The following is a 13,870-nucleotide window of genomic DNA, read 5'->3' as shown; positions in this document are numbered from 1 at the left end:
AGTTCACCTCTCTCCGTTATTCTGCTTCATCTTGTAGTACATTTTTGATGCTACTTCGGACAATGCAGTCGTTTGCTCCATCAGCTTGGCATACTTGCCAGGAGGCGCTGATACTTGATCCGCCATTTTAGCGATAGAGTTCTGCACGTACTGGGTGGATTCGCGAAGTTCTTTCGCTGAAGCCGCCAATCCGTCAACCGATTGCAGTTTTGCATTCGCATCTTCGGCAATCTGGTTCGTCTGAGTCATGAGCTGATCAGCTTTATCCGTGATGCCGCCCACTTTCAGTTCCACACGTTTCATCGTTTCTTTTACATCTGTCATTGCTTCTTTGACCGCTTTGGCTGTCTTAATAATAGCAATTGCGATAACTACTAAAGCCGCAACGGCGACTATGGCACTAATATACAAGAGCACCTTCAATCTAGTCACCTCCACATAATAAGTGCGTTTCTAACTTGAACGTCTAACTTCCGTCATAACGGGTAAACGTTCTATATCCTTGTCATTCCACAAATGAAAGTAATCTAAACACTGGCACGCTATTTAACTAGAAAAACTATAGTTCCACACCCATATGTGAGAAAAGTACCTGAAATATGATATGATTCTCAAATCAGATACTGAAGGGGTGAAATAAATGCCTTGCAAAGGTTGCATTGTCCGCGATATTGATTATGAAGTCTCATTTGAAAATTGTAAGCAAACAGCACTGTTCGAATCAATAGAAGATCATTTGAAACGAGCCAACATGCTAGTGAACCAGGTAGATCAAACCTTTCATGTGAAAGAACAAGGGATAAAAGAATTATACGACTTTTGCGTCGATCATGCAGTAGAAATGGATACTATTCAATTTCGTCTAGACCAAATCGATTGGCGACCATTCTCGGAAGTCATGCATGTAGTCGAAATGCAATGGATTGACGAGGTCATTCAAGACGAACAATTGATAAGTCATTATCAGCCTATTGTTACACCCGACCTTGAGATTTATGCCTATGAATTGCTCGCGCGGTTCTATCATAAAGACGGGAGAGTGATTTATCCGAATGAAGTTTTCTCCGCAGCAAAAGAGCGCGGTAGATTATATGCTCTAGACAGAGTGTGTCGTTTGACAGCAGTTCGCTTTGCAAAACATATTACGCAAAAGGCGTTCATTAATTTCATTCCAACCTCTATCTATTCACCAGAGTTTTGCTTGAGATCGACAATTAATTTAGCAAATGAATTAGAAATTGACCCATATCGTTTAATTTTTGAAGTAGTGGAGTCGGAAAAAGTGGAGGACATGGACCATTTAAAAACGATTTTGGAGTACTATCATTCAAGAGGATTCGAGTATGCGCTCGATGATGTTGGGGAAGGCTACAACACAGTTGAAGTACTCTCTTTCCTTCGTCCGAACTACATGAAGCTCGATATTAAGTATGTACAAGGTGTCGCGACGGATCCTGAAAAGCAGCTTATAGCAGCAGATTTTCTTAAAAAAGCGTTGGAAGTGGATTCGATTCCGTTAGCAGAGGGTATAGAAGCGGTAGAAGATTTTGAGTGGCTGAAAAAGAAAGGTTATCAACTATTTCAAGGCTATTTGTTTGGCAAACCGTCGGCAAATCCACAAGCTGAAATTTCTATATAAGGCATACATGTTGTTGAGGGTAATTAGTTTACACTGAAATTGGTTTAATGTTAAAATATAAATAATAAGGAGATGGTACATATGAGATTAGACAAAAAAGTTGCAATCATTACAGGTGGGGCTGGCGGCATCGGATTAGGTATCGCTACAGCATTCGCTAAAGAAGGTGCGACTATCGCGATCGTTGACTTAAACAAAGAAGCAGGCGATGCAGCGATTGAAAAATTGCAGAAAATCTCTCCGCAATCGATTTTTATTCAAGCGGACTTAACTGTTCGAACAGAATTACCTTCCATTGTCGAGCAAGTCGTAACGAAGCTCGGGAAATTGGATATCTTAGTTAATAATGCACATGCTTCACGTATGAAATCTATTGAAGAGATGACGCAAGAAGACATAGACCTGTCGTTCAATACAGGATTCTATCCAACGCTCTACTTGATGCAAGCTGCACTTCCACACTTGAAAGAGTCAAAAGGCACCGTGATCAATTTCTCATCCGGCGCAGGATTAAATGGCGATGTGAACCAAGGTTCATATGCTGCAGCGAAAGAAGCCATTCGCGGGATCACAAGAGTGGCAGCGAATGAGTGGGGTCAATACGGCATCACATGTAACCTGATTTCACCGATTGCCAAAACACCTGGCATTGAGCATTGGGGAAAAGAAAATCCGGAATCGTATAAAGCGATTCTTGCTAAAAATCCACTTGGACGCCTGGGCGATCCAGAAAAAGACATCGGTCGCACCGCAGTATTCCTAGCGAGCGAAGACGCTTCTTACATCACCGGTCAAACGATGATGGTAGACGGCGGTTCTATCAAATTACGTTAATACAACATTCAAGGCTGTCCTGATTTTATGGGGCAGTCTTTTTTTGTGTGTAAGTAAGTATGAGGGGGGCGGGTATGAGCGCATATGGCCGTTGATAGAGCGGCTGGCGCGTGCTATAGAGCGTTCATGGTGTACGTATGAGCGCACGCGGATGTTGATAGAGCGGCTAGCGCGTGCTATAGAGCGTTCGTGGTGGATGTATGAGTGCACGCGGATGTTGATAGAGCGGCTGGCGCGTGCTATAGAGCGTTCATGGTGTATGTATGAGCGCGTACGGGGGTTGATAGAGAGGCTGGCGTGTGCGATAGAGTGTTCATGGTGTACGTATGAGCGCGTACGGGGGTTGATAGAGCGGCTGGCGCGTGCTATAGAGCGTTCATGGTGTACGTATGAGCGCGTGCGGGGGTTGATAGAGCGGCTGGCGCGTGCTATAGAGCGTTCGTGGTGGAAGTATGAGTGCACGCGAATGTTGATAGAGCGGATACCGCACGCCATAGAGCGCTCACGCGAATCTATTGAGCGCCTTCACCAACAATCCAACCAACACTCTCCACAAAACAAAAAAGCTGCTCTATAACGGAGCAGCTTTCTTCAAACAAACGTGTTATTTAACTTAGTGTAAATTTGGACTAAACTATTTCGTTCAGCCTCCGATAAGTGACTAAAGAACTCCGAACGCACTTGTATTCCACATTTCTGCGCTTCGCCTAGAATTTCTAGGCCTAGGGGTGTTATTTTCCAATACTTTGTTCGGCGGTCTTCTTCATCATTACGTAACGTGATAAATTCACTTTTAATGAGCTTTGACGACAAATGCGTTAATGAAGCGGGCGTAAAGCCTAGTGTTTCAGCCAAGTCAGAAGGACGTTGCTCACCTTTGTTATGTAACTCTAGCAACACAAGAATATGGGAGATTCCTAGGGATAGCTTGGATTCTTGCTGGAAACGGATCAGCATTTTATTTGTCACTTGATCCATTAAATGTACCAAATTGAAAATTGTCTGTTCTTCATTCAAAAAAGAACGCCTTCCTTTCCTTCAAGAAACTTTATGTTTATATACTATTCATCATACAATATTATATACGAAATGAAACCGTTGTGACACGATAATAATACCTACATCTTACACAATATTTTAAAATCAAAGAGTTTTTCATTTTCTTCTTTTTAATTATAGACTGATAGCGTATGATAAAGACAACGAATGAGCTAGATGAACCAAATTGGAAGGGTGGGCATAAAGTTTGATGAAAGTTAAAGATTCGTTAACGTTTCAGCTAGGTACGATCATAGCTGGAATCTTGGTGGTGATGTTAGCTATTACATCACTGGCTACATATAAGACTGCTTATGACAAGTTATACGACGCTGCAGGAATTGAGGCGTACGGCTGTGCCAATATTACTACTGGATTGATTCGGCCTGGTGATATGGAAAAGGCATTGGCCGGCGACACTGATACACAAGATGCACTTGGGAAGACGTTGAATTGGACAACCGAACATAAGAATATATTTGAAACTCAATATATTTTGGATTTGGATGGAAAACTCATTGCCCTCGATGATAATCTGAAAGCTAAAGGATTTAAGCCGGGAGATCAGTTCCATTTAGACGAAGAAGCGATTGCCGATCTACTCGAACATCGACATTCTACATACTCCCAGCCTTACGAGTATGGTGACATGGAGCGGCTTTCAGGTTATGCGCCAATACACGCAGACCAGGATGCGAGCAAGGAAATCATCGCATTCAGCGTAATTGATTTCGATGCCAATATCGTCAAGCACCGTACATGGGATGTCGTACGCGACGGAATCTTGATCAGTATTATCCCTATGATACTTGCTTCAATCGGCACAGGATTCCTGATTCGCCGGAAAACGAAGCCGATCACGAGCTTAATTGAGCAGGCGAAGAAAATTGCGGATGGCGACTTGGCGGTTCAACCGACAGAAGTGAAATCACAAGACGAAGTGGGCGACTTAGCTCGTACACTGAATCGTATGACGGTGAATTTACAAGATATGATCTCGACGATGAATACGACATCACAGCATTTATCCGAAAACGCGGGGGAAACCTCTGCATCACTTTCTGAAATGCGTGAAGCGATTACAATGGTTGCGCATAATATCGAAGAAGTCGTCACAGCCGTTACGGATGGCACATCAACTGCGGAGCACGCTACAGGCATTTTGACGGGATTAGCAAGTGGTTTAGACAACACGAAACAAAGCGCTGATTCGATGCTCGTTAACTCCAACGAAACGATGAAGATTGCACTAGAAGGCGCAAAACGTGCAGAGGAAATTAGCCACGATATGGAATTAATCCGAAACGGTTCACAAGAAGTTGGAGATACGATCCAAAACTTGGTTGAATCTACGACGAAGATTCAAAATATCACAGGTTCTATCGCAGGAATCGCAGCTCAAACCAATTTACTCGCGCTGAACGCATCCATTGAAGCGGCTCGTGCAGGTGAACACGGTAAAGGCTTTGCGGTAGTGGCGGAAGAAGTACGGAACTTGGCCGAGCAATCGAATCAGGAAGTGCTCGAAGTAGAGAAACTAGTGAAGGATATTTCGGATCGTATCCAGCAAGTCATTACTTCTACATCAGAAAACACGAAACATATCACGAAGGGTACAGAAACAGTGAAGCTTACGTCTCAGTCATTGAGTAATATTTCCGTAGCAGTTGGAGAAACTGTCAAGGAAATCAAGAATATCTCGAACTTGATGACGTCAGAAGCTTCGAAATCAACAGAGGCAGTGCAGTTGATCGAGCATTTGACACATGCTGTACAAAATATCGAAGACATGACGAATAATATTGCGGCAGCTGCTGAGCAAACGACAGCCAGCATAGAAGAAATTTCAGAACGTTCTACGCAGACCAATCAAATGGCGCGTGAACTGGAAGTGTTTGTCGGTTCATTCAAATTACCTAAGTAAACACTCGGCCATCGCTTATCAAGCGATGGTCTTTTTAACCATTGATTTTAGAATGTATGTTCTGTATAATACGAACATACATACGCTTAAGAAATGGGGAATAGCTGATGGAAAGGAACCGAGATAGAGGGAAATTGAAGTGGACGTCGCTTATGCTGCCTGAACACCTCGAGAGACTACGTGATTGGCAACGGGAGGACGAATATATAGACCGACCTGAGTTAACCGATTGGGAGCTACAAACGATGCAGGAGACCCTTGAAGTGGCTTTGCGCAGACGTAGCGAGACATCAATCAAGACTTGGCATGATGGAGAGGTTCGCTTTCATCAAGGGGAGATCGAAGCGCTCGACTTGCAGACGATGACGATCGTACTGCGCGATCCATTTGGAACGGAAAGAATTCATGTAGCGGATGTGGTAGATGTCCAGTTGTCCAAAGCAGTAGACGGTTTATAGACAAAAATAAAAGCCGCCTGCGAAGGCAGACAGCTTAATCTTTGAAAAATGCTTTTTCTACGTTGTACTTTGCTTGCTCTGTGTTGATTACGTACGTTTCGTAGATTTCGCGTTCCATTGGATCATCGATGATCACAGCGGAAATTTTTGCTACTTCTTCACGGTGATTACGTAATGGAGACACTTGGTCTTCAAAATGCTTTTTCAGACGTGGACGTAATTTACGTGCTTTTCCTACGAATAATAACTCGTCGCTTTGGTTGAAGAACAACAAAAGGCCGCCTTTATCACGTGGAATGTCATGAAAATCGATGAAACCATAGATTGGCTTAATCGGCGTTTCATCCGGTCCCATTTCTTGTTTTCTGCGAACGATCGTTACGTCCGGTTTAGGTAATGTAATATTGATCATTTTACTTCACATCCTTATATCAGTCAGTGTTTATCCTATCATATGACAAAATAAAAAGCGAGAAACTTTCTCTCCATTCCTTGCATATAGTAAACAAATGTCTTGGGAAGGATGAAATAATGAAAAACCCTGCTGTTATTCAAACGTATCACATATCGAATACAAGACCGAAAGTGGATGTGTATTATCCCATCATTACACAATTAGATGATCCAAAAGTTCAAGAAAAGCTAAATCAATTACTGTTCAAGGAAATGAATAAAATGCTAGAAGACAATAATTATCATGACCCAAGCCTTGTCGAGTTGGTCGCAACGTACGAAATTAAAAATAATCAGCGTGATCTCTTCAGTATCAACTTAATTGTCTACTCATTCACCGGTGGAGCGCATGGGATGACTTACGTTAACTCCCTGACGTTTGATACGAAGACGGGAAGACAATACAATCTGCAAGATATGTTCAAGCCAGGTAGTCCTTATGTACAGAGAATATCGGAATATATTAGACGTCATATACAGCAATGGAAAACGCCCGTGCTTGAACCATTTACAAAAATCAAGCCTGATCAAGACTTCTACCTTGCAGACACGAGTCTCGTTGTCTACTTCCAACTATATGAAATCTCACCTTACGTAGCGGGCTTCCCCTATTTCCCGATTCCATTGCTCGATCTACAAGATATCATCAAACCAAATAGTCCGGCAGACCGCATGTTACCGTTTATAGGAACTTAAAACAAATTGAATAAACAAATGTATGGGCTTACATGACGAAATAGTGTTATAATTTCGATATACGAAATATACAAATGAGGTGGAAACTATGCTAAGAAATTTCTTTATCGGACTATCTGAAAATCAACTACTGAATCAGGCTGCCCAAAAATACGGCTTTCAATTAGGAGCCCAACAAGTTGTGGCAGGAACTAACATCGAAGAAATGATTGATAGTGTCAAAGAGCTCAATCAAGCAGGTATTTCATGTACGATAGATAATTTGGGTGAATTTGTGTACGACAAGAGCGAGGCCACTGAAGCGAAAGAACAAATCTTATCTGTAGTGGACGCGATCCAAGAAAATCAAGTGGATGCGCACATCTCGATCAAACCTTCACAGCTCGGCCTCGACATTGAATATGCATTTTGCGAACAACAAGTAGAAGAGATCGTCAAACGTGCAAACGAGGTAGGCGTGTTTGTGAATTTGGATATGGAAAATCACTCACGACTTGAACCGACGTTCCGTTTGCTGGACGGATTAAAAGCAAAAGGCTATGAAAATGTCGGAACCGTAATTCAAGCCTATTTTCACCGTGCATTAGGTGACACGAAGAAATATAACGATACACGTATTCGTCTAGTAAAAGGTGCATACAAAGAATCGCCGGACGTTGCGTATACCGATAAACAAGATATCGATGAAAATTATATTAAAATCATTGAAGAACATTTATTGCATGGAACATTCACGTCGATTGCGACGCATGATCACAACATTATTAATCATGTAAAGCAGTTTGTGAAAGAGCATGACATTTCATATAATCAATTCGAGTTCCAGATGCTGTACGGTTTCCGCCATGATTTGCAGTTGCAGTTAGCAAAAGAAGGCTATAATTTCTGTACATACGTACCGTTTGGCGAGGACTGGTACGGGTACTTCATGCGCAGATTGGCGGAGCGTCCGCAGAATATGAACTTGATGGTGAAGCAAGTGTTCAATAAGAAAACGAACACTATGATTGGCTTAGTCGCCGGCGCGTTTGTGCTTGGGCGATTAAGCAAGCGTGGGAGCGACGAGAAAAAAGATGGTGGTTGGGTGAGGTATCGATGAACGGTAGGATAGAGGCAACGTGGATCTAGACTTTCCAGGTGGACGCGCTCATAAATTTGTTTAAGCGCTCATAGTTTATGCATAACCGCTCTATGGCAAGTGCCAACCGCTCTATTGCGGACCGTAAGTGCTCTGTGATGGACGATTACCGCTCTATCAAGGCCTCTGACCGCTCATTGCACGGTCGCGTCTCTACTATTATCAAAGTCTAACGATAGGATTGGAGAGAAAGCGTCCCCTTTGTAGCGCAAATCCCGGATCACTATTTTTAACTATCTCTTCCTTGGATTCCAAAACACTGCATTCCCTGCAGTGTTTTTTTGTACTAACTTTACAGAAAACGTGGAAAATAGTAGTGTTAGAGATAGTTAAAGTACTATTCACTCTTCATTACACCAATGACAGGAGGAGAGTTGATGAAAAAACTTTGGGTCATCGTTCTATGTGCAGTCGTACTGGTTGGATGTAACACGAACCGAGCATTGTCTTACGAGGAAGTCGCCATGAAGGACTTGGGTAAGGGCGATCAGAAATTCTACGAACACGCGCAAGCTGAAAATGGCGTGTACTTATTTTACGACACGTCGGACGATAAATTGGTCATTTATTTTAATACCGCCCATGAAAGCCAGGAAGATTATGCCGTGGACTTTACAAACTTTGACGTAGAAAGCGACGGAGACACGTTGCGCATTCTGTATGATAAGAATCAAGACCGAGGTGAATCGAAAACTTTTCAAGAACAGCAATTCTATAGAATTCAATTAGACAAAGAGTATGAAACGATCGAGCTGTTTGAGAATGGAGATATGGCAGCATTCACCTCTGTCTATTCATAATTTGCATAAACCGAAATGAGGGCGGTTATGAACATTATCAAAGCGAACCTTTCCGACGTTCCTGTCATTCGTGACGTAATGATCCGAGCGTTTCAGGAATACGAGCACGCTACACCTCCGACGAGTGCGTTGAAAGAGACCGTCGAAAGTATCGCCGCTGAAATGCAAAGTGGTGTAGAGGCCTTAATTGCTTATATAGAAGAGGAGCCGGTCGCAATGGTTCGTTTTCGGTTAGAAGATAAAAGCCTCTACTTTTCTAGGTTCTCTGTCGTGCCGGAAAGACAAGGTCAAGGCATCGCGAAAGAAATACTGCGATTTTTAGAGGAGTATGCGACGCAACAAGGGAAGAAAGTAGTAGCATGCAAAGTACGAGCGGATGTGCCGAAAAACATCTCACTCTATCAATCAATCGGCTATCACGTGTGTGAAGAATCTGTACTACATAGAACGGATGGTACGTCGATTGCCGTAGTGTCAATGGAGAAATTGCTATCCTGAGCAGTGGGAGGTCATACAAGTGGAGAAACAAAAGAAAAATACCCGCGATGTATTGCAATACTTGGCACTTTTCATTGTCTTGGGAACACAGATTGTTCGTCTGATTCTGTATATCACGGAAGTGGCATATACGATTCCTGAAAGGACGCTAAATCTATGGATGTATATAGGATTTGGAGTCGCAATCGCTATATTATTAGTATCTTATCTATTTCCGAAAAAGGAGCAGTCAGCCTAAGTCATGAAGGGAGGAAATACATATGCACAGCAATAATTTACTTTTTTCGTTTCTCTCTATATTCAGCATATTCATGTACATCATTCCGATCGCATTCCTAATTTTCACAGTCTGGTTTGCGTTAAAATTCCTTAAACTACAAGAACGTAAAAATGAAATCCTTCAATCGATCGCAGACAGACTCACTAAGTAGAAGGAAGAAGATTAACCATTTTAAACAGAAGGAGAAACACCGTGATAAAAAATAGAACCGCACTTATAAGCGCCGTGGTACTTCTTGCCATTTGCATGATTTTGTTTTTTCCCTATCCTAATAATCCGTTAATCGGATCTTCCGTGACGTTCATGTCGTTTCCTCTTCAAAATGAGGATGGGCTCGTCTGGAAAGGAATACTAGGCACTGCTTTATTCCTTATCGCGATGGCGCTTCTGATTTACGGATTAAAGAAATTTTATGTTGTGCTGGCTGTACTTGTCCTCTTCCTGTATGCGTTGATCCCGTTATATCTTGTTACGGCGTATCAAGAAACATTGGCGAGTGGTATTGCAGCGATTTCCTACGACCAGGAAGGCAAGTGTTCATTTGATACGTTAGAGGACAGTGAACGGATGAATGGAGACTGCCAGCTGACTCTGAAAAATCACAGCCATCAGCCCGTATCATTCGAGCTGGAGTTCATGGATACTGGATTTGGCCAAGAAGAAATGAAAATGGTGTCGCTGATGAATATAGCAGGCCCCTATAAGATAACAATAGAAGGAAATCAGGCAGAATTTATTGAGCTCAATGAAATACTAGATGTCTCCGATGTGCAGGATCATATCTTTAGCGGATCGACATCAGATGTACACTTTAAATTAGTTGAAGAAAAGAAAGAACGTATTTTTTAAATGTAGATAAAAATTAAATGAGGATTGAATATAGCCGACAATAGGGTATTCAATAAAATAGATAAGGAGAGGATCTCATGCTTCGGAAACTATTTTATATTACGTTTATGGCGGTGGTACTCGCAGGTTGTCAGACCGCAGATAAGAACAGTACATCGAACACGCCACAAGAGGCACTCGAACAGCTTCATACAGAGGAAGGTTTTGCGGAAGTCGTGAAAATGTATCGCACGTTGGAAATCGATAATAATAAGGTCATCAGTGTCTATAAAGGGATATTAGACGGCGCGGAAGAAATATTTGTCGCCAAGTTGAACAAAGAGAAAGATGATACGTGGACGGTAACGGATGCGATGGGAATCGGTATGCCTTCAGAGGAAAATATAGGGGAGAGTATTAAAACCCCTTCGTTTGAAGCGGGTTTCACAAAGAAGAATAGCGCTCCGAGTCCTAATACGAAACTGGTTCAGACTGATGACAAAAAGTATAGAGTCTGGGTGAAAGAAATCGAGTAACATGAAAAGACCGCATAAACGCGGTCTTTTTTTCATTGTCTGTAAAGTAAAATGATAAAATAGACGACCATCGCAAGCAATCCAAGCGGTACACCGACCCGTGCCCATTCTCCACTACGAATATTGAGCTTACCAGCCGCGATGATATTCGGAATATTTCCCGGTATCAACATCCCGCCACTAATGAGCAAGCCAAGTAACAGTGCTTGGATCGTTGGTTCGTCCATCGCGGGACTGATTTCCGCAGCAGCGAGTGTTGCGTTGTCGAGTACAGCTGAAATCATATTGATCCAGTAAAGCGTCAATGGATGAAGATCGAGTAAGTACAGTGTAATCAATGGCTCAAACCCCGCACCGAGCAACGTCAAAGCCAAGACAAATATATACACTTTCACACCGCGCCCGAAAATACTTATGTACGACTCTGCCGCTTGTACGGAAGAACCGTGCCGCAAGCGGTTGCGTGGGCGAATTATGAAGAATGCGAGAAGGCCGAAGACGAATACACCGGCTAGAATATCTGTCCCGAGCAAGTTCATTAAGTAATAGAAGTCTTCATTCAGTTTATTCGTCGCAATCGTTGATAGTGGCTCTCCGATCGGTGTCAACACCGCGCCCATGCCGATTGCATAACAAGCTAAAATCACGAAGCGGATTTCTGATAGTCGATCCATTTGCAAGACGGATGCGATGGCTACGAGGACTAGCGCAGCAATGATCGCAGTGATAACACTTGATATTAATCCCAATCCCATAATAATTAGCGCTAAGAATAGGCGAAAAGGAATGATTCGACTACCCGATAATACTGCTTTCTCAAATGGGTGTCGTATCCAGCGAAACACGATCCCCGCTATAAGAACCGCGAGTGTAATATGCAGTGGATCGTGTAAAGCCTTATTCCACAACTCCCACTGAAACACCCCACTAACAAATGCCGCAGCACAACCCATGACGAATAAAAACAATTCCAAATTACGTTCAATGCGAGGGATCGTAAACGGCAAAACTAACACCAAACCTAAAATAATAAGCAATCCAGTGACCATGGGCATCTCCTTTCAGCAATCTTTCTTCTACACTGTATGCAAAATGCCGATTCATCTTGCATACAGTCTGAATAGAATAGAAAAAGAGGAGGGACACGCATTGGAAGTTTCAGATATTGTACTGATCCCCGTTATTATCGGGTTAACGGAAATTTTGAAGATGTATGGATTGCCGAAGAAACTGATTCCAATCTTTTCTTTACTATTAGGCATCGGTGGCGGGATCTTCTACTTGTTTCCACATGATTGGAAGTCAGGGATACTGGGCGGGATTATTATGGGGTTGTCGGCAAGTGGATTGTATTCGAGTGGGAAGACGATTGTTAGGAAGCCGCCGTGTGATGAAGAAGATGACCAGTGATTTTCACAAAAATAAGCCCCTTGTTTATGTCGTGAATGGACATGAATGAGGGGCTTTGTTGTTTGGTGCGTATATGATTGCCAAAGATGCTGAAGTTCATCATGGTCTTTACTGTCGTCGTTTGCTATTTGATCCTATAATTTTTACGTTTTAAGAACGAGGTGTATATTCCATTTTAAAACTGTATAATAATACTAATTATGGATTCTATCCGTAAGTTGATTAAGAAGAGTTAAAGATGATATATAAAATAGATGTTAGGAGTGTGAAAATGGATAATTCGCTAGCGCTTAGTATACATAGAGCATTATTCTGTGCTATTCCTAAGAATCTAAAAGGATTAAGGGTAGTTATAGAAGAAAATAATAAGTTAATATGGCAAGCATTTTTTGATGCCAAACCAACTGAAGAAGAGAAGGAAGTATTAAGTATAGCCAGTACAGAGGTTTTAGCAGACTATCCGGATATTCATACAATAGAAGAAGAATTCCTATACCATCCCGCGCCACTAAATATTCAAGCTATTGAAGAGTGGGCTTTTGTTAGATGGGAACCTTGACCAAGCCATTATTTAATTTTATGAAGTAGAGTGCAGTTTGATCGCCTATTTAAATGAGTTATTTTGCAGCAGAGTATGTTTAAAGGGAGAGGATAAATTGTCTACATCGATAATCTTTGATATGGATGGAACGCTATTTCAAACGGATAAGATATTGGAATTATCACTTGATGGTACGTTTAACCATTTACGCTCACTGAAAAGATGGAATGAGGCAACACCGATTGATCAATACCGAGAAATTATGGGTGTTCCGTTGCCGAAAGTATGGGAAACTCTTTTGCCCCATCACTCCATTATGGAAAGACAACAAACTGATGCGTACTTTCTGGAAAAGTTAATTGAGAATATAAAAGAGGGAAAAGGCGCCTTATATCCGCATGTAAAAGAGATCTTTAGTTACTTAAAAGATCAGCATTTTTCGATATACATAGCAAGCAATGGTTTAACGGATTATTTACAAGCAATTGTTAGTTATTACAATTTGGAAAGTTGGGTCACGGAAACATTTAGTATCCAACAAGTTGACTCTTTACATAAGTCAGAACTAGTTCGAAGTATTAAAGAAAAGTATGCTATTACTTGTGGGGCGGTAGTGGGGGACCGGCTTTCAGATATAACTGCAGCTAAAGACAATAATTTGGTGTCGATCGGTTGTAATTTCGACTTCGCGAAAGAAGATGAACTGTCACAGGCGGATATTGTGATAGATGATTTACTTGAATTACAAACCATATTGCCGAGATTTAAAAAATGACTAACTCGCTCAACATATTCTT

At 41.9% G+C, this 13,870-nt stretch carries 17 protein-coding genes and 1 pseudogene; 14 read left to right on the top strand and 4 right to left on the bottom strand.

Going from position 1 to position 13,870, the window contains the following annotated elements; genetic code table 11:
- Positions 1–3: 3 nt before the first annotated feature.
- Entirely contained in the window at positions 4–417 is a 414-nt protein-coding gene (locus CSV72_RS04160; RefSeq protein ID WP_233191088.1) for a DUF948 domain-containing protein, read from the bottom strand.
- Positions 418–640: 223 nt separating this feature from the next.
- On the opposite strand from CSV72_RS04160, the gene CSV72_RS04155 reads away from it, so the two are divergent.
- Positions 641–1,639 (top strand): EAL domain-containing protein, encoded by a 999-nt coding sequence (locus CSV72_RS04155; RefSeq protein WP_099677264.1) that lies wholly within the window; start codon positions 641–643, stop codon positions 1,637–1,639.
- 81 nt (positions 1,640–1,720) lie between these two features.
- Complete coding sequence (locus CSV72_RS04150) at positions 1,721–2,473, top strand: SDR family NAD(P)-dependent oxidoreductase (protein ID WP_099634441.1); 753 nt, start codon at positions 1,721–1,723, stop codon at positions 2,471–2,473.
- A 591-nt stretch (positions 2,474–3,064) separates the two neighbouring features.
- Here CSV72_RS04150 and CSV72_RS04145 read toward each other — a convergent pair.
- Positions 3,065–3,490 (bottom strand): MarR family winged helix-turn-helix transcriptional regulator, encoded by a 426-nt coding sequence (locus CSV72_RS04145; protein WP_233190439.1) that lies wholly within the window; start codon positions 3,488–3,490, stop codon positions 3,065–3,067.
- 232 nt (positions 3,491–3,722) lie between these two features.
- On the opposite strand from CSV72_RS04145, the gene CSV72_RS04140 reads away from it, so the two are divergent.
- Both CSV72_RS04140 and CSV72_RS04135 read left to right on the top strand, forming a co-directional pair.
- On the top strand, positions 3,723–5,435 hold the full coding sequence (locus CSV72_RS04140) for a methyl-accepting chemotaxis protein (protein ID WP_099677495.1): 1,713 nt from the start codon (positions 3,723–3,725) through the stop codon (positions 5,433–5,435).
- Between the two features lie 107 nt (positions 5,436–5,542).
- Complete coding sequence (locus CSV72_RS04135; protein WP_099677263.1) at positions 5,543–5,893, top strand: YolD-like family protein; 351 nt, start codon at positions 5,543–5,545, stop codon at positions 5,891–5,893.
- Between the two features lie 34 nt (positions 5,894–5,927).
- Here CSV72_RS04135 and CSV72_RS04130 read toward each other — a convergent pair whose 3' ends face one another.
- The gene (locus tag CSV72_RS04130) at positions 5,928–6,305 is read right to left on the bottom strand and encodes a nucleotide excision repair endonuclease (protein WP_099677262.1); all 378 of its coding nucleotides are present in this window, start codon (positions 6,303–6,305) and stop codon (positions 5,928–5,930) included.
- Positions 6,306–6,424: 119 nt separating this feature from the next.
- Here CSV72_RS04130 and CSV72_RS04125 point away from each other — a divergent pair, with 119 nt between their 5' ends.
- The 7 genes from CSV72_RS04125 (at position 6,425) to CSV72_RS04095 (ending at position 11,122) form a co-directional block, all read left to right on the top strand.
- Complete coding sequence (locus CSV72_RS04125) at positions 6,425–7,042, top strand: DUF3298 and DUF4163 domain-containing protein (protein ID WP_099634492.1); 618 nt, start codon at positions 6,425–6,427, stop codon at positions 7,040–7,042.
- 88 nt (positions 7,043–7,130) lie between these two features.
- The gene (locus tag CSV72_RS04120; protein WP_099677261.1) at positions 7,131–8,141 is read left to right on the top strand and encodes a proline dehydrogenase family protein; all 1,011 of its coding nucleotides are present in this window, start codon (positions 7,131–7,133) and stop codon (positions 8,139–8,141) included.
- 416 nt (positions 8,142–8,557) lie between these two features.
- On the top strand, positions 8,558–8,980 hold the full coding sequence (locus tag CSV72_RS04115) for a hypothetical protein (protein WP_099677260.1): 423 nt from the start codon (positions 8,558–8,560) through the stop codon (positions 8,978–8,980).
- 27 nt (positions 8,981–9,007) lie between these two features.
- A complete protein-coding gene (locus CSV72_RS04110) occupies positions 9,008–9,478 on the top strand; it encodes a GNAT family N-acetyltransferase (RefSeq protein ID WP_099677259.1) in 471 nt (156 codons plus the stop codon).
- Between the two features lie 19 nt (positions 9,479–9,497).
- Entirely contained in the window at positions 9,498–9,716 is a 219-nt protein-coding gene (locus CSV72_RS04105; RefSeq protein ID WP_099677258.1) for a hypothetical protein, read from the top strand.
- Between the two features lie 234 nt (positions 9,717–9,950).
- Positions 9,951–10,607: a hypothetical protein gene (locus CSV72_RS04100; RefSeq protein ID WP_099677257.1), complete on the top strand. Its 657-nt coding sequence runs from the start codon at positions 9,951–9,953 to the stop codon at positions 10,605–10,607.
- A 77-nt stretch (positions 10,608–10,684) separates the two neighbouring features.
- The gene (locus CSV72_RS04095; protein ID WP_099677256.1) at positions 10,685–11,122 is read left to right on the top strand and encodes a hypothetical protein; all 438 of its coding nucleotides are present in this window, start codon (positions 10,685–10,687) and stop codon (positions 11,120–11,122) included.
- Positions 11,123–11,154: 32 nt separating this feature from the next.
- Here the strand turns inward: CSV72_RS04095 and CSV72_RS04090 are convergent, their stop codons facing one another.
- Complete coding sequence (locus CSV72_RS04090; protein ID WP_099677255.1) at positions 11,155–12,171, bottom strand: DUF1646 family protein; 1,017 nt, start codon at positions 12,169–12,171, stop codon at positions 11,155–11,157.
- Positions 12,172–12,271: 100 nt separating this feature from the next.
- On the opposite strand from CSV72_RS04090, the gene CSV72_RS04085 reads away from it, so the two are divergent.
- The 3 genes and pseudogenes from CSV72_RS04085 to CSV72_RS04075 all read left to right on the top strand — a co-directional run.
- Entirely contained in the window at positions 12,272–12,532 is a 261-nt protein-coding gene (locus CSV72_RS04085) for a hypothetical protein (RefSeq protein ID WP_099677254.1), read from the top strand.
- Between the two features lie 271 nt (positions 12,533–12,803).
- Positions 12,804–13,091, top strand: coding sequence for a MafI2 family immunity protein (locus tag CSV72_RS04080; protein ID WP_099677253.1), 288 nt, complete (start codon positions 12,804–12,806; stop codon positions 13,089–13,091).
- A gap of 109 nt (positions 13,092–13,200) precedes the next feature.
- A pseudogene (locus CSV72_RS04075) lies at positions 13,201–13,848 on the top strand (HAD hydrolase-like protein); the annotation flags it as partial.
- Between the last annotated feature and the right edge of the window lie 22 nt (positions 13,849–13,870).

Origin of the sequence: Sporosarcina sp. P20a (assembly GCF_002743175.1) — a bacterium.
GTDB lineage: Bacteria > Bacillota > Bacilli > Bacillales_A > Planococcaceae > Sporosarcina.
Note: the sequence above shows the minus strand (reverse complement) of the source record. Positions and strands in the feature narration are given on the sequence as shown.

Coding starts and splice junctions, on each gene's coding strand:
- CSV72_RS04155 (WP_099677264.1), top strand. CDS start 641: ATGCCTTGCAAAGGTTGCATTGTCCGCGATATTGATTATGAAGTCTCA.
- CSV72_RS04150 (WP_099634441.1), top strand. CDS start 1,721: ATGAGATTAGACAAAAAAGTTGCAATCATTACAGGTGGGGCTGGCGGC.
- CSV72_RS04140 (WP_099677495.1), top strand. CDS start 3,723: ATGAAAGTTAAAGATTCGTTAACGTTTCAGCTAGGTACGATCATAGCT.
- CSV72_RS04135 (WP_099677263.1), top strand. CDS start 5,543: ATGGAAAGGAACCGAGATAGAGGGAAATTGAAGTGGACGTCGCTTATG.
- CSV72_RS04130 (WP_099677262.1), bottom strand. CDS start 6,305: ATGATCAATATTACATTACCTAAACCGGACGTAACGATCGTTCGCAGA.
- CSV72_RS04125 (WP_099634492.1), top strand. CDS start 6,425: ATGAAAAACCCTGCTGTTATTCAAACGTATCACATATCGAATACAAGA.
- CSV72_RS04120 (WP_099677261.1), top strand. CDS start 7,131: ATGCTAAGAAATTTCTTTATCGGACTATCTGAAAATCAACTACTGAAT.
- CSV72_RS04115 (WP_099677260.1), top strand. CDS start 8,558: ATGAAAAAACTTTGGGTCATCGTTCTATGTGCAGTCGTACTGGTTGGA.
- CSV72_RS04110 (WP_099677259.1), top strand. CDS start 9,008: ATGAACATTATCAAAGCGAACCTTTCCGACGTTCCTGTCATTCGTGAC.
- CSV72_RS04095 (WP_099677256.1), top strand. CDS start 10,685: ATGCTTCGGAAACTATTTTATATTACGTTTATGGCGGTGGTACTCGCA.
- CSV72_RS04090 (WP_099677255.1), bottom strand. CDS start 12,171: ATGGTCACTGGATTGCTTATTATTTTAGGTTTGGTGTTAGTTTTGCCG.
- CSV72_RS04080 (WP_099677253.1), top strand. CDS start 12,804: ATGGATAATTCGCTAGCGCTTAGTATACATAGAGCATTATTCTGTGCT.